Source organism: Arthrobacter sp. 210 2 (assembly GCF_059093025.1).
The window spans coordinates 170412-185689 of the sequence record NZ_JBNHIE010000004.1; the positions used below are offsets into that span (position 1 = coordinate 170412).

Here is a 15278-nt window from a genome sequence, read left to right on the forward strand (position 1 = left end):
TGCACGGCACGGGCATGGCAGCGAGGACCTGGTCATTGGTCGCGGAAGGAAACGGCACATGGCGCGAGCGACAGTCCAGGACGTCGCCAAAACGGCTGGAGTGTCCGTCGGAACCGTCTCCCGTGTTCTGAACGGAAGTCCGGCCGTCAGCGCGGCGAGCAAGGAAAAGGTCACGGGCGCCATCCGCCAGCTCAACTACCGGCCCCTTGCCTCTGCCCGCGACCTGCGCCGCGACCGGACCATGCGCATCCTGGCGCTCGCCAAGAACCTCAACTCCCCCGTGATCAGTGAGGCCTTCCGGGGATTCGGTGACGCAGCGGCCTTGTCCGGCTATGTCAGCCTGATTGCACCCACCTCGGGGGACCTCGAACGCGAACAGCAGCTGGTGGACATGCTGCGCAACGGCTCGGTGGATGGCCTGATCATGTTTTCGCCCACCATGCCGGATGCAGAGGTTGAAGCGCTGGCGGAGCAGTTGAGCGTTGTCCAGGTCTGCGAAATCGTTGATTCCGAAGCGGCATTTGGTGTTTCCATCGATGACCGCCAGGCCGCCTTCGACATCACCCGGCACCTCATCGAGTCGGGAAGCCGCCGCCTGGCGATGATCGGCAACAGGCTGGCCCGCTCCGGCCGGCTGCGCGAGGAAGGCTTCCGGGAAGCGGCCGCCCAAGCGGGTTTGTCGCCGGAACATCTGCTCCTGGCCGAGGGCGAGTTCGACTTCCACGCCGGGCGCCGCCTCGCCAGGGACCTCCTGCAGCTGGACCCGCTGCCGAATGCCGTGTTCTGCGGCAGCGATACGGTGGCGGCCGGGTGTGTCCGGGAAATCACGGACGCCGGCCTGCGGGTTCCGGAGGACGTCGCCGTGGCGGGTTTTGACGACTCCATCCAGGCGGAAATGTGCGTTCCAGAGTTGACCACCATCCGGCAGCCCGCCTATGAGATGGGCCGGGTGGCCTTTGAGGCACTTTTCGCCCGCATGACAGAACCGGGCGGGCACCGCCGCGGGCGCACGTTCCTTCCGCACAAACTCGTGGTCCGCGACTCCACCAGGAACTAGCGCCAGGGGTTGACAGCCGCAACGGATGGCTGCCAGACTTTTGGAATCGATTCCAAAGCTTTAAGAGTGCCACAACACCCCGCACGTTGGAATCGATTCCAATTCCTAGCCACACTCTCCTCCCGAACACCTAAGGAAGCATCTTTTGAACCACGAGCAGCAGTCGTCAACGCAGCCCGCAGCCCTCCCGGACGGAGCACGGGCCCAGGATTTGCGGGTGGGAGTCGTTGGCATAGGTTGGGCCGGCCAGCAGCACCTGAAGGCCTATGAGGCACTGGACGGCGTCAGCATCGTTTCGCTGGCAGGGATGGAGCAGGAACTCCGCGAGTCCCTGCAGGCCGAATACTCCATTCCGAATGCATTCGCGGACTGGAAAGACATGCTGGACCACGGCGGCCTGGATGCGATCAGCGTCGCAGTGCCCACCTTCCTGCACGCACCCATCGCGGTCGCAGCCCTGGAGCGCGGAATCCATGTGCTGAGCGAGAAGCCCATCGCACGGAACGCCGTCGAAGGCCAGGCCATGGTGGACGCGGCCCGTAAGGCCGGGCGTGTCCTGGACGTCGCCTTCAACCACCGCCGCCGCGGCGATATCCAGGCACTCAAGGGTGTTATCGACGAGGGCGGCCTGGGCCGCCCGTACTACGCGAAGGCATCCTGGCTGCGCCGTTCCGGCATCCCCACGCTGGGCAGCTGGTTCACCAATCCCGAACTCGCCGGCGGCGGGCCGTTGGCGGACATCGGCGTCCACGCCCTCGACTACGCCCTGCACCTGCTGGGCGAACCGAAGGTGGTGGCCGTGTCCGCCGCCACCCACTCCGAGCTGGGCCCGCAGGGGCGCGGCGGCGGGAACGAGTACTCTGCCCTCGCCTCCAGCCACGCTTTCGACGTCGAAGACTTCGCCTCCGCGTTCCTTCGGCTTGAGGGCGGCGGAACCCTCCTGATCGAAGCGAGCTGGGCCACCTACCGGGAATCGGACGACCTCCTGGACTTCACGGTTTACGGCACCGATGGCGGAGCCGAACTCAAGGTGCAGGGCGCACCTTTCCCGACCGTCGGACAGCTCCGGGTGTTTACGGACAAGGACGGCGAATCCGCGGACTACGTCCCGCCGGTGCTGCCGGGCCGCGCCCACGACGGAGTGGTGGAAGACTTCATCACGGCAGTGCGCGGCGGCGAGGCAGTCTGGGGTGAGCACGATGGCTCCCTGGCGCTCTATCGTGCACAGATCATCGACGCGTGCTACCAGTCCGCGCTGGAGCAGAGGGAGGTTCGTCTCTAATGAACGGCAAACTAAGGATCCGGGTCTGGAACGAAGGCGTCCACGAGGCCATCAACGAGCCGTCCCACATCGGCGAGATCTACCCGGACGGCATCCACGGTGCCATCGCCGCGGGCCTGCGCCCCTACTACCCGGAGGCGGAAATTACGACGGCGGTCCTGGCCACCGACGATGAACACGGCCTGGACGAGGAGGTGCTCGCCGAGACGGACGTCCTGCTATGGTGGGGACACATGGCCCACCACGAGGTGAGCGACGCCGTCGTCGAACGCGTCCACAGGCACGTGCTGGGCGGTATGGGGCTGATCGTGCTCCACTCGGGGCACTTCGCCAAGGTCTTCACCAAACTGCTGGGCACCAGCTGCTCACTCGCCTGGCGGAACGACGGCGAGCGCGAGCTGGTGTGGACCGTGAAGCCCTCGCACCCCATCGCCGAAGGTGTGGACAGCCCCATCGTTATCCCCGAGCAGGAGATGTACGGGGAACTGTTCGATATCCCGGACCCGGACGACCTGATCTTCATCAGCTCCTTCGCGGGCGGCGAGGTGTTCCGCTCCGGCGTCACGTTCACCCGCGGAAAGGGGCGCATCTTCTACTTCAGCCCCGGCGACCAGGAATACCCGGTCTACCACCACCCGCAGATCCAGCGGGTCCTGGCCAACGGTGTGAACTGGGCAGCCCAGCCCGGACTGCACCGTTCGGCCCCGGAGGTCACCAACCCGCAGAGGGAATGGTTCGAGAACGCTTAGCATTTACGATGCCGACCACAATGCTGCGGTTTCTCCCATAGCCCGTCCGGCCGCCAGCGGGTACAACTGAGAGATGACTACCCCAGCGCTGGTGCTAGGCCCCATGATGCGGTACGTGGACGAGACGTCGGCGAGTATCTGGGTGGAAACCCGTGATACTGCCCTGGTCAAGGTCAAGACCGGCGCCGGGGAGTGGGCAGTCCCCACGTTCGCAGTGCACGGCCACCACTATGCGCTGGTGGAAGTGGAGGGCCTCGAGCCGGGAACGGTGACGCCCTACACCGTGGAGATCAACGGGACGCACGTCTGGCCGGCGCCGGAACAGCGCGGGGTGGATGGCTCAAACCCCGACGGCCAATTCCCGCCGCCGGTCATTGCCACCCTCAACCCCGGCAAGCCCCTGCGTTTGGCCTACGGTTCCTGCCGAACCAGCGTCCCACATGATGCGGCAGGAAACCGGAGCCACGGGGTGGACTCCTTAAGGGCCTACGCGCTGAACATGATCTCCGGCAGCAGCGAGCCGTGGCCGGACCTGGTGGCCTTCCTGGGGGACCAGGTCTACGCCGATTCCACCAGCAAGCAGATGCAGGAGTTCATTAAGGCCCGCCGGGACATCAAGGCACCGCCCGGCGAGGAGCTGAAGGACTACGAAGAGTACGCGCACCTCTATTACCTCGCCTGGTCGGACCCGGCCAACAGGTGGCTGCTGTCCACCCTGCCCAGTGCGATGATCTTCGACGACCATGACATCCGGGACGACTGGAACGCCTCACGGTCCTGGCGCGAGGCAATGCAGGATGTTCCCTGGTGGCGGGGCCGGATCAAGGCCGGGCTGGCGTCCTACTGGGTGTACCAGCATCTGGGCAACCTGTCGCCGCAGGAACGGGCCGCGGATCCCGTGTGGCAAAAAGTCGCCGCGCACCGGGGCGCGCAGGAGCTCGACCTTAGTGACGATCTGGACAGCCTCGCGGAACGGGCGAACAGGGACCCTGAGTACTATCGGTGGAGCTACTCCCGGGATTTCGGGGATACCCGGCTGATCGTGGTGGATTCCCGTGCCGCCCGGAACCTGGACCCGGACCGCCGCGCCCTCCTGGACGACGTCGAAATGGCCTGGCTGGACGAGCGGATGCAGGGCGGCTTCCGCCATGTCCTGGTGGCGACGTCCCTGCCGTTCCTGCTGCCGATGGGCCTGCACCACCTGGAATCGTGGGACGAAGCCATCTCGGAAGGAGCATGGGGCAAGCCGGCGGCATGGGCAGGTGAAAAGCTGCGCCAGGCGGCCGACCTGGAGCACTGGGCCGCGTTCCAGAAAAGCTTCCGGCAGGTGGCGGCAATGGCGGTGGAGGTGGCCGACGGCAAACGGGGGCCGGCACCGGAAACCATTACCTTCCTGTCCGGCGACGTCCACTTTTCCTATGTCTCCGAGGTGGAGCGGTCCTCGGGCAGCCGCATCATCCAGGCAGTCTGCTCACCCATCCGCAACCCCCTGCCGCGGGTGATGCGCTCCTTTGGGGCGCTCATGTCCTACGGCCTGGCCGCACCGGTGGGCGCGGCTGTGGCGCGTTCGGCAAAGGTCCAGGACCCGCCGTTCCGCTGGTCCGGCATCAATGGTCCCTGGTTCGACAACAACCTTGCCTGCCTTGAAGTGGTGCCGGAGGGGCTGAGGCTGTGGTGGCAAAAAGGGGTGGTGGACAGCGGCGATCACCTGCACCCACGGCTGGAACGCGTGGCGGAGATGACGGTCGCCCGCCGCAAAGCCGGCGAGCCGGCGAGGGAACGGCTGTAGACGCCGCTCACCCCGGGTCCGGCTGCCGCCGAAGCCGCGCCACCAGCGTGGCGGCGAGCATCGCCGTCGTCATTTCCAGTCCGATGACCAGCAGCAGGCGGGCAGCCCCGGACGTGTCAGGGACGTACGACGACGGTCCCCCGCCATGAGCGTGTCCGGCACCTGCCATTCCCAGCAGCAATGCCGCGTGCAAAGCGGCCATCAGCACGGCGGTGACGGTCACCTGATGGAGCGCACCCACCCGGCTGTGCCGCCACACGTGCACGGTGCAGGGGACGCAGACTGCCGCCATCGCCACCATCAGGACGCCAAGCCACACACCATGATGGCCGGCAGCCGCCAGCCACACATGCACAAGGGAGGAGACAGCGATGGCCACGGCGCACACGCGGGGATGCAGGAAAGGCCCGCAGGCGCGGACCCGTCCCGCCGTCGTCGTCATGTCCCGGATCCCGCTGCCGGTACTAGTGGCAGGAGCCACCGCTATCGCCCCCGCTGTGGCAGGACCCTGAGGCCGGCTTGTTCGGGTTGGCCGGCACGTCCAGGACGGGGCTGCGGTCAAAGAAACCTTCGGGGCGGAGCTTAAAGCCCACGGTATCCACGGGCATGATGGGCCAGTCCTCGACGCGCGGGAAGTGGGTCAGGCCGAAGGTATGCCACACCACGATGTCCTGGCCGTCGATGTCACGGTCCTGCGCAACATACGCGGGCAAACCTGCGCCGCCTGCATGCTGGTTCACGAAGTCGCCCGTGGGGTACCGCTCATCCTCGGCGTAGCGGGTGACCCAGAGATCCTTGGTGGCGAAGGCGGCACGCGCGGCAATGGAGGACCCGGGGTCGGCCAGCAGGGTGGGCTGGTTCTCGGAGTGGAGTTTGTAGCCCACGGGCTCACCCAGCCGGTTGCGGGACTCCGGATTGGAGATGATCCAGGTCCGGCCGGCGCGGGCGTCGGCTTCCCGGACAGCCTCGGACTCGCGGGCCAGCACGGTGCGCTTGCGGGAGAACGCATTGCCGCGTTCGTTGCCGGGACCCATGGCCTGGCGGACCACGTCCTCCTCCTCCACGCGGTTGGTGAAGCCGTCGATGGCCATGTCCAGGCGGGCGCTGAACAGGTGCTGGTGGAAGGGGGCACCGAGGCCGGGTGCCAGCTGCGAGATGTTGTCCGAGCCGCCCTCGGGGAAGGCGGATGTGAAGACGACACCGGTGGCCTTGGCCTCGAATTCGATGGTGCCGTCCAGGTAGAGGTACCAGTAGAAGCCGTAGTCGTAGTTGCCGATGGTGGTGAAGAAGGAGATCACCAGGCGGCGGTTGCGGCGGGTGTAGTTGACGCCGGACCACAGGTCGGAGTGCTTGGACAGGATGCCCCAGTCCTCCTCGTGCATGCAGATGCCGTTGCGGATCTCGCGCGGGTTGCCGAAGGCGTCGCTGATCACCGGGCTGAGGTACGTGATGTCGCCCAGGCAGTCACAGCCCAGCTCCAGGGAGTTCGCGTACTGGCCCACCAGGTATTCGCCCGTGTCGAAGTAGTTCTGCCAGGACCGGATGGGCGAGGGGTCCCCGTAGGGAACCACCATTTCCGCAATGGAGGCGCGGTTGATGATGGGGCGCTTCTTGTCGCCGTCCCGGAAGGCGAGGTTGTGCAGGACCACGCCTTCCCGGACGTCGAAGCCCACATCCACGCTCCACTTTTCCCACTCCACGTGGTTGCCGCCCGAAACTGAGAAGCTGGGGCCTTCCGGCTGGGTGATGCTGATGGGCTTCTGCGTGGTGCGGAGCGGGCCGGTCAGTTCAGGATCCGTGTAATTGCCGTGCTCGGACGGCACCGGCATGGGGCCGAGGTCCAGCACCTGGGTGACTTCCTTGTTGACCACGTCAACATAGGCCACGAGCCCGTCCACGGGATGGGCCCAGGCGCTGTCCTCCGGGAATTCCTGGACAAAGGCCAGGCCTCGCAGGATCCGGCGGCCCTTTTCCTCGGTGTACTCGAACGAGCCGGCGGAGAGCGGGGCAACCCGGACCTTGTTGACGTCCAGGTCCCGGTCCCCCAGCGCTTTGAGCCAGCGCTCATCGTCGGCCAGGAGCGCCTCGACGACTTCGAACTCCTCCTCCAGGACCGGGAGTTCTCCGGTCACCGCAGTGTCAAGCACGACGGCGGACACCACCTTGCGCTGCGTCAAAGAGACGACGATGTCGCTGGGGGCACCACCCGAGACGTCGTGGAGGAAGATGCGGAAGCGCCGGTCAACAGTATGTGCCGCGGCTCCCCGGGGTGGCTCCACCAAACCCAGGTAGGCGATGCGGTGGTGCGGCTCGAGGTGGCCTTCAGAATGCAGGATGGACCGGACCTCGGAAATTTCGTCGCCGGTGGCCAGTTGGAAGGCTGATGTGGCGTGGGTTGGAGCAAGCGTCATGGGAAACCTTTGTCCTGACCCTTTCGGGTCTGCGGATTTATTTTCTATAGTTGTAGAGAATAAACCTCCGTAACATGGCTCACAAGAGTCTGAGCGAAAATATTTCCCGGGGAGTGGCCGCGGTGCCGAAGATAGTTGACCATGACGAGCGGCGCCTGGAACTGGTGGATGCCACCTGGCGCATCATTGCCCGGCAGGGCCTGGAGGGTGCCACGATGCGGGAGATCGCCATGGAAGCGGGCTTTGCAAACGGAGCGCTCAAGCCCTACTTCCCCACCAAGGACACGCTCCTGGAATTCGCGTTCGGGCACGTCTTCAACCGCACCAACCAGCGGATCGCGGACGTCACCCGGGGCAAGTCAGGGTTGGCCGCCCTGCGGGCCTTCTGCCGCGAAGTGCTCCCGCTCGACGAGGAGCGCATCAACGAGGCGCGGATCGTCATCCCGTTCTGGCAGAAGGCGGTCAACGACCCCCAGAAGGCTGACATCCATCAGCAGTCCATGAGCGAGTGGCTGGCCACTATCCGGCGCTACCTGGCAGAGGCGAGGGACAGCGGAGACGTCCGGGCCGCCGTCGATGATTCCGTCCTGGCGGGCCAGCTCCTGAACATGCTGCTCGGCGCGCAGATTGCCGCAGCACTCGGCAACGGCACACCCAATCCCGGGCTCGAGGAGCAGCTCGAGGGATTCCTGGCCCTGCTATGACCATCCCGCCCGACATCGACACCCCGGACATCCTGGTGGACCTCGACATCCTGGACCGGAACATTGCCCGGATGGGCGAAACCGTCCGGGCAAAAGGCCTCACCCTTCGTCCGCACGCCAAAACGCACAAGATCCCGGAGATCGCCGCCCGCCAACTGGCAGCCGGGGCCGCCGGACTCACGGTGGCAACCATCGGCGAGGCTGAAGTCTTCGCGGCGGCAGGGGTTACCGACCTCTTCATCGCCTACCCCTTGTGGGTCTCGCCGGGGAAGGCCGAACGGCTCCGGCGCCTGGCGGACACAGTGACGGTCGCCGTCGGCGTGGACTCGGCGAAAGGCGCAGCAATGCTCGGCGCGGGGCTCGGCCCGGCAGCCCGAAACGTCAGCGTGCTGGTTGAAATAGACAGCGGCCATCACCGCAGCGGTGTCCGCCCACAGACGGCGGCGGACGTGGCAAAAGCAGCGTCCGACGCCGGCCTTGAAGTCGCGGGAGTGTTCACCTTCCCCGGGCACAGCTACGCGCCCGGCATGCCGGTGGAAGCAGCGGCACAGGAGCAGGAGGCGCTCAGGCAGGCTTCGGGTGCGCTGGCCGCCGCCGGACACAACGCAACCGTGCGAAGCGGTGGATCCACGCCCACTGCACTGCTGACCGAAAGCTCGGTGGCAACGGAGGTGCGCCCGGGCGTCTACGTGTTCGGCGACGCCCAGCAGCTTGAGCTTGGCCGGTGCGGTGTGGAGGACATCGCGCTGACGGTGGCGGCGACGGTGGTGAGCCACCATGCAAGCACGCCCGGTACCCCGGAACGCTTCATCATCGATGCCGGAAGCAAGATCCTGGGCAGCGACCGGCCGGCCTGGGCCACCGGATATGGCCGCCTGATCGATCATCCGGAGGCCCGGATCACCGCCATCTCGGAGCACCATGCCACGGTCGAGTGGCACGGCCCGGGAAACAGGCCGGCCCTGGGCGACCGGCTGCGGGTCATCCCGAACCACGTCTGCCTGGCCATCAACCTCGTGGATAACGTCGCCGTCACCAGCGGCGGGCAGCTCGTGGACCGGTGGACGGTGGCGGCCCGCGGCAGGAACGCGTAGTACTTCCACTCTTTTTTCGCCAACCGTTGAAAAAAGATCCTGCGGACCGTAACCTGATGGGACTGTGTTGCAGGACACAGCTCCCGGGGAACATCAGATGGCCAGCCGTCGTCAGGAACATCCATGCCAGCACCAGCCCGGCCTGCGGTACATTCCGCCAGCCAAAGCCTTACGTCCAGCGTTGCCACGTCCTTTGACCACTGGAAGCACCTGGTGGCCGAGTCCTTCGTACCCCTCGCGGCACGGACGGCAGACGTGGACGGGTTCCGCGGACAGCTGCGCGCAAGGGTGCTGGACCGCATGTCCATCGTCGAAGTCACGGCCACCTCGCACGAGGTCCACCGCACCCCGGCCCTGATTGCCCAGGCCCATGAGCGCTACTTCAAGCTCAACCTGCAGCTGGAGGGCACCGGGCTGCTCATCCAGGACAACCGCGAGGCCGTCCTCCGGCCCGGCGACCTGGCCATCTACGACACCAACAGGCCCTACACCCTGACGTTCGCGGAGCAGGCGCGGATGATGGTGGTGATGTTCCCCTGCGACGCACTGTCCCTGCCCACCGACTTCGTGGGCCAGCTCGCTGCCGTGAGGATGGCCGGCAGCACCGGCCTCAGCGGAATTGTGGGACAGTTCATCCGCCAGCTGTCCGAGAATCTGGACGTCCTGGACGGCCCCAGCGGTTCGCGGCTGGCAGCCAACGCCCTGGACCTGGTGTCCACCATGCTGCACGCCGAAATGGACATGACGCCGGACCGGATGAAGCCGCAGGCACTCCTGGCAGTGTCCGTCCGTGAATACATCGAGGCCAACCTGGCCGATCCCCTGCTGTCCCCCGCCAGCATCGCCGCCGCGCACTTCATCTCGACGCGCCACCTGCACAACGTGTTCCACGAGTCCGGGACAACGGTGGCCAGCTGGATCCGGAGCCAGCGGCTGGAGGGGGCCCGCCGCGACCTGCGCGACCCCCTGCACGCCGCACAGTCCGTGGGTGCCGTCGCAGCCCGCTGGGGTTTCCTGGACGCCGCACATTTCAGCCGCACGTTCCGCGATGCCTTCGGCGTCTCCCCAAGCGACTGGCGCCGGGGCGCTTAGCACTCCTAGATGAGCCCCTGGGCCAGCATGGCGTCCGCCACCTTCACGAAGCCGCCGATGTTGGCGCCGAGGACGTAGTTGCCGGGGTCGCCGTACTCGTCGGCTGTGGACGCGCACCGGTGATGGATTCCCACCATGATCTCCGTCAGCCGTTCTTCGGTGTGCTCAAAGGACCAGGAGTCCCGGCTGGCGTTCTGCTGCATCTCCAAGGCGGACGTTGCAACGCCGCCCGCGTTGGCTGCCTTGCCGGGACCGAAGAGCACGCCCGCCTTCTGGAACACCGCGACGGCGTCACGGGTGGACGGCATGTTGGCGCCCTCGCCCACTGCAAGGAGCCCGCCGCGCACCAGCCTGGCGGCAGCACCGCCGTCGAGCTCGTTCTGCGTGGCGCACGGCAGTGCCACCGACGCGTCAACGTCCCACACGGAACCGCCCTCCAGGTAGGAGACGCCGGCCCGGCGGGCAGCGTATTCCTTGAGCCGTGCGCGCTCCACCTCCTTAACCTGGCGCAGGAGCCCGACGTCGATGCCCGCCTCATCCACGATGTAGCCGGAGGAGTCGGAGCAGGCCACCACGGTGGCGCCGAGGGCCTGGGCCTTGGCGATGGCGTTGATGGCGACGTTGCCGGAGCCTGAGACCACCACGCGCTTGCCGTCAAAGGACGTTCCGCGGGTCTTCAGCATTTCCTGCGTAAAGATGACGGTCCCGAAGCCGGTGGCTTCGGGCCTGACGAGCGAGCCGCCCCACGAGATGCCCTTGCCGGTCAGCACGCCGGATTCGTACCGGTTGGTGATGCGCTTGTACTGGCCGAAGAGGTACCCGATTTCGCGTCCGCCCACGCCGATGTCCCCCGCCGGAACGTCGGTGTACTCGCCGATGTGCCGGTACAGCTCCGTCATGAAGGACTGGCAGAAACTCATGACTTCGGCATCGCTGCGGCCGCGCGGATCAAAGTCGGAGCCGCCCTTGCCGCCGCCGATGGGCATGCCGGTGAGGGCATTTTTGAAAATTTGCTCGAAACCAAGGAACTTGACGATTCCCAAATAGACGGACGGGTGGAACCGCAGGCCTCCCTTGTACGGGCCCAGCGCCGAATTGAATTCCACCCGGAAGCCGCGGTTGATCTGCACCCGCCCGGTGTCATCCGTCCACGGCACGCGGAAGATGATCTGGCGCTCGGGCTCGCAGAGCCGCTCCAGGATGGCGGCTTCGAGGAATTCGGGGTGCCTGTCGTGGACGGGGCCGAGGCTTTCGAAGACTTCGACCACCGCCTGGTGGAACTCCGCTTCGCCGGGGTTCCGTGCCAGGACCGTATCCCTGATGGCCTCGAGCCGTGAATCCATGGTTTTCCTCACCTCTGCGTGAAACAGGAACGGTACGTTTTGTTGAACCGCTCGAAACTTGACCCTTCAAGCTATCGGATTAAGACCGGAGGCCAGTAGGCGGAGCGCTATTTGTCCCTTATTCTCCGTATTGTGACAGTTCTCTTCCGCATAATGAAAGTAAGGTGCACGAGGATGTGCATCCGGAAGGCCGTCTGATGGCCTACATCTGCCTGCTGCTTTCGGGGGCAGCCCTGCTCCTCAACGGACTCGCCACGCTGGGCCTCCTCCCCCGTCGCGACGCAGCCGTGGTCAGCCTTGCCATCGGGACCGTTCAACTGGCGCTCGGCGTCGTATTTTTGCCAGGCGCGGCGGCGCTCGAAGAGGCAGGGCCGCTGTTGGCTGCTGCAGGGATGTTCCTGTTCGGCCTGACGTACGTGTACGTGGGGCTGGACACCCTGCTGGATCTTGGCTCGAAGGGCCTGGGGTGGTTCTGCGGCATGGTGGGCGTCGTCGGCCTGCTGCTCGCCGCCGCCTGGGCTGGACCGGACCCGCTGCTGGCCGTCCTGTGGCTGGCCTGGTCTGCGCTGTGGGCGTTGTTTTTCGCATCAATGGCGCTGGGCCTCACACGCCTGGACCCGTTCATCGGCTGGGCGCTGGTGCTGACCAGCCAGACGACTGCCACACTTCCGGCTTTCCTCGGGCTGGCCGGCAACTGGCCACGCGGGCAGGCAGCTGCCTGGACGGCGGCAGCAGTCCTGGCCGCACTGTTTGTTGTGGCACGAGTGCTGGCCCGGCGCGGAGCCGCTCCACGCCGGGCCAGTGCCGGACATCCCGTGCAGCCCCCGGAAAGGCTGAGCTCTACCTGACCGGATGCCCCAGGCTTGCAGCCTTCTGCCGGCGCTGCACCTGGGCTTCCACCAGCACCCCGGCCGCAAAAACAAGGGGAACAGCCACCAGAAGGGCGGTTGCCGTCTCTGCGCTGCCGCCGATCAATGCCGTGAAGTTGCTGACCACCAGGAACAGGATCCATCCCAGCAGCAGCGCCGCGAGCGTCGGGGCAACCAGCGTCTGCCAGAGCTGGGCACCGGCGCGTTCACGGCGGAAGAAGCCGACGACGGCGGTCGAGCAGAGCATGTACAGCACCAGGAGTGCCGCTACTGCCAGTCCGCTGAACCAGGAGAAGAGTGTCAGGACGGGATCCAGCGCCAGGATGGCGAACGGCGCCACCAGGACGACGGCGGTGGCGGTCTGGATCCAGGCAGCCACGGCCGGTGCGCGGTGCCGGTTGGTCCGGGCCACGATGGCGGGCATGGAACCGCGCAGGGCAAGGGAGTGCAGGTAGCGGTTGATGCCGTTGTGGAAGGCGATGATTCCGGCGAGCAGCGAGGTGACCAGCAGGACGCCGGTGACCACGCCGGCCCACGGACCGAAAAGCTCCACCATGGGCCCCAGGACGAAGATGGTGGCATCGCCTGATTCGAGGGCGGCGCCTGCCGCGTCCATGACCCGGGACGGGCCGTAGTAGCTGACCAGCATCCAGGAGATGAACGAGAAGAAGACCGCGATGACGCCCACGGACAGGTAGGTTGCCCGGGCCACGGTGCGGTGCGGGTCCTTTGCCTCGGCCGAGTAGATGGCCGTGGATTCAAAGCCGAACATGGAGGCCACGGCGAACATGATGGCCACTCCGGGGGCGCCGGCGGCGATGGCTTCCGGCGAGAAGGAGGCTGCCACACTGATGCCTTCGGGGCCGCCGCCGCTGAACAGGACGGTGAAACCGAACAGCAGCAGCACGGCCACCTCAAGTCCCACCAGCAGGGCCAGGACGCGGGCGCCGAGTTCGATGTTCAGGGACCCGAGCACCTGTACGCCCGCCATGGTGGCCAGGGCCAGGAGCCACCAGGGCACGTCCAGGCCCATCGAGGCGAGCAGGCCGGAGAAGACTGCCCCGTAGAGTCCGTACATGGCAGCCTGGACGGTGTTGTAGGCAAGCAGCGCAAGCCAGGCCGCCCCGGCACCGGTTTTCCTGCCGAAGGCGGCGGTGACGTAGGCGTAAAAGGCGCCGTTGGCCTGGATCCTGCGGCTCATGGCCACGAAGCCCACGGCAAAGATGACGATGACAATGCCGACGATCAGGTAGGCGCCCGGGGCGCCGGCGCCGTTGCCAAGGGCCGCCGCGAGCGGGGAAGCGCCCACAATGCCCGTCAGCGGTGCCTGGGCGGAGAGGACAAAAAAGAGGATGCCCATGACGCCGATGCTCCCGGCGCGGAGGGCTGTGGAATGCTCCCTGGCCGGAGCGTCAGTGGTCCGGGACTCGGAATTCGAAATACTCATTGGATCCTTCTTAACGGTCATGAGTGTGGGGAAATGCTGTGAAATCCAGCTTGGCAGCGGGCGGCCCGACGGCTTTGTCCGCCAGCGATCAGTTCTTGTCCGTCAGCGCAGTGCCGGATGCGGCGGCGGAATGTGCTGCCGCTTCCAGGGCAGCCTCCATGCCACTTTCGATGGCGCCGTCGATGAATCCACCCCAGCCGTTGGCGATGTCCGAGCCGGCGAACAGGATGTTGCCGTGTGGTGCCTGCAGGGCGGCCAGGTGCGCGGAGAGGAAACCGGTGCGGTGCATCGGCCAGGTTTCGCCGGCCAGCGGGTCGGACACCCAGTCATAGGTGGCCACGTCCACCACCTCGGCGCCGGGCACCAGACGGTTAAGGTGCGCCTGGACGGCGGCCGGGTCCGTGGCGTCGATGTTCGAAGCGTCCGGGCCGAAGCCGACGGCGATCGTGTCGCCGTCGAGCGTGTATTCCACCTGGAAGAAGTTCAGCGCCCAGTCGGCCTGTCCCAGCGCGACAAACGGCGCATGCTCACCCCGCAGCCGAATCCAGACCTTGACGCCTTTGGATACCTGCCCGCGCCTGGCTCCGTCCGCCTTGGAGGGCGGCAACGGCGGCTCAAAGGCGATGCCGGGCAGGACGTGGAGCGGGACGGTAACGATGGCGGACCGCGCGGAGATGGTCCTGCCGTCGGAACTGCGGACGGTGACGCTGCCGCCGTCGTCCGAAATTCCAGCCACGGTGAAGCCGTAGTCAATCCCGGCTCCGCTGTCCCGGAAGATGGACTCCGCGAGGGCAGCCGTGCCGCCCTCGATCTTGTAGGTGGCGCAGGCCTCGAAGTTGACCGCCCAGTCGCCGTTGGTCAGCGCTATCCAGCGCAGGGCCTGCGTCAGGGCGGCGTCTTCGAGTGGACCGTTGAAGTTCAGGGCCCAGAATGACTCAAGGATGTCCCTGGATGAACCTGCCGGGAACTGTTCCCTGATTCGGTCCTGGACGGAAATGTGGTCAATCTCCTTGAAAGCGTCCCGGGCCAATGGCCGGAAGGGTTCGGGGAAGTACTCGCGGGAGTCCTTCACCAGTTCATGGTTGTACTTCCCGATCAGCTGCAGGAGGATGCCGGGGGCACCTTCCTGGCGGCCGCCGTCTGCCCACCAGAAGGCGCGCTCCGGCTCCGGACTTGCGACCGTGCCCAGGCCATATCGCTTCAGCTCAGCCCAGACATAGGGCTGCGTCCAGTGGACCCATGTTCCACCGATCTCCAGGTTGCGGCCGAGGCGGTGGTCCAGCCACGTCCTGCCCCCGATCCGGTCGCGCGCCTCGATGATATGGACCGAGAAGCCCTGCCGGGTAAGTTCGCGTGCCGCGGTAAGGCCGGCGAACCCGGCCCCCACCACGATGACGTCCGGCTTTTTTCGGTCAATGTCCTGCTGCTCCATGATCATGGC

Annotated in this window: 13 protein-coding genes; 8 read left to right on the forward strand and 5 right to left on the reverse strand. The window is 66.3% G+C overall.

What is annotated here, in order from left to right; translation table 11 throughout:
• Nucleotides 1-58: 58 nt before the first annotated feature.
• The 4 genes from AC5RWA_RS10360 to AC5RWA_RS10375 all read left to right on the forward strand — a co-directional run bounded on the left by AC5RWA_RS10360 (nt 59) and on the right by AC5RWA_RS10375 (nt 4877).
• Entirely contained in the window at nt 59-1057 is a 999-nt protein-coding gene (locus AC5RWA_RS10360; protein WP_494057536.1) for a LacI family DNA-binding transcriptional regulator, read from the forward strand.
• 211 nt (nt 1058-1268) lie between these two features.
• On the forward strand, nt 1269-2339 hold the full coding sequence (locus tag AC5RWA_RS10365; protein WP_494057634.1) for a Gfo/Idh/MocA family protein: 1071 nt from the start codon (nt 1269-1271) through the stop codon (nt 2337-2339).
• Nucleotides 2339-3088 carry a ThuA domain-containing protein gene (locus AC5RWA_RS10370; RefSeq protein WP_275725955.1) on the forward strand — a complete coding sequence of 250 codons (750 nt, stop codon included), beginning with the start codon at nt 2339-2341 and terminating at the stop codon, nt 3086-3088. The genes AC5RWA_RS10365 and AC5RWA_RS10370 overlap by 1 nt, the downstream gene beginning before the upstream one ends.
• A gap of 73 nt (nt 3089-3161) precedes the next feature.
• Nucleotides 3162-4877 (forward strand): alkaline phosphatase D family protein, encoded by a 1716-nt coding sequence (locus tag AC5RWA_RS10375; RefSeq protein ID WP_494057537.1) that lies wholly within the window; start codon nt 3162-3164, stop codon nt 4875-4877.
• A 7-nt stretch (nt 4878-4884) separates the two neighbouring features.
• On the opposite strand, the gene AC5RWA_RS10380 is transcribed toward AC5RWA_RS10375, so the two are convergent.
• Both AC5RWA_RS10380 and AC5RWA_RS10385 read right to left on the reverse strand, forming a co-directional pair.
• Nucleotides 4885-5319, reverse strand: a complete 435-nt coding sequence (locus AC5RWA_RS10380) for a hypothetical protein (RefSeq protein WP_494057538.1) — start codon at nt 5317-5319, stop codon at nt 4885-4887.
• Nucleotides 5320-5341: 22 nt separating this feature from the next.
• Complete coding sequence (locus AC5RWA_RS10385; RefSeq protein ID WP_494057539.1) at nt 5342-7288, reverse strand: primary-amine oxidase; 1947 nt, start codon at nt 7286-7288, stop codon at nt 5342-5344.
• Nucleotides 7289-7410: 122 nt separating this feature from the next.
• Here AC5RWA_RS10385 and AC5RWA_RS10390 point away from each other — a divergent pair, with 122 nt between their 5' ends.
• From AC5RWA_RS10390 to AC5RWA_RS10400, 3 genes are all read left to right on the forward strand, one after another.
• Complete coding sequence (locus AC5RWA_RS10390) at nt 7411-7992, forward strand: TetR/AcrR family transcriptional regulator (protein ID WP_079595862.1); 582 nt, start codon at nt 7411-7413, stop codon at nt 7990-7992.
• Nucleotides 7989-9086, forward strand: coding sequence for a D-TA family PLP-dependent enzyme (locus AC5RWA_RS10395; protein WP_494057540.1), 1098 nt, complete (start codon nt 7989-7991; stop codon nt 9084-9086). The genes AC5RWA_RS10390 and AC5RWA_RS10395 overlap by 4 nt, the downstream gene beginning before the upstream one ends.
• Before the next feature lie 123 nt (nt 9087-9209).
• On the forward strand, nt 9210-10178 hold the full coding sequence (locus AC5RWA_RS10400; protein ID WP_079595307.1) for an AraC-like ligand-binding domain-containing protein: 969 nt from the start codon (nt 9210-9212) through the stop codon (nt 10176-10178).
• A gap of 5 nt (nt 10179-10183) precedes the next feature.
• On the opposite strand, the gene gdhA is transcribed toward AC5RWA_RS10400, so the two are convergent.
• Nucleotides 10184-11521 (reverse strand): NADP-specific glutamate dehydrogenase, encoded by a 1338-nt coding sequence (gene gdhA / locus AC5RWA_RS10405; RefSeq protein ID WP_494057541.1) that lies wholly within the window; start codon nt 11519-11521, stop codon nt 10184-10186.
• Between the two features lie 164 nt (nt 11522-11685).
• On the opposite strand from gdhA, the gene AC5RWA_RS10410 reads away from it, so the two are divergent.
• Nucleotides 11686-12369 (forward strand): AmiS/UreI family transporter, encoded by a 684-nt coding sequence (locus AC5RWA_RS10410; protein WP_494057542.1) that lies wholly within the window; start codon nt 11686-11688, stop codon nt 12367-12369.
• On the opposite strand, the gene AC5RWA_RS10415 is transcribed toward AC5RWA_RS10410, so the two are convergent.
• Nucleotides 12362-13837: an APC family permease gene (locus AC5RWA_RS10415; protein ID WP_079595310.1), complete on the reverse strand. Its 1476-nt coding sequence runs from the start codon at nt 13835-13837 to the stop codon at nt 12362-12364. The two genes, AC5RWA_RS10410 and AC5RWA_RS10415, sit on opposite strands and share 8 nt — an antisense overlap.
• Before the next feature lie 88 nt (nt 13838-13925).
• Entirely contained in the window at nt 13926-15275 is a 1350-nt protein-coding gene (locus AC5RWA_RS10420; protein WP_254865439.1) for a flavin monoamine oxidase family protein, read from the reverse strand.
• Between the last annotated feature and the right edge of the window lie 3 nt (nt 15276-15278).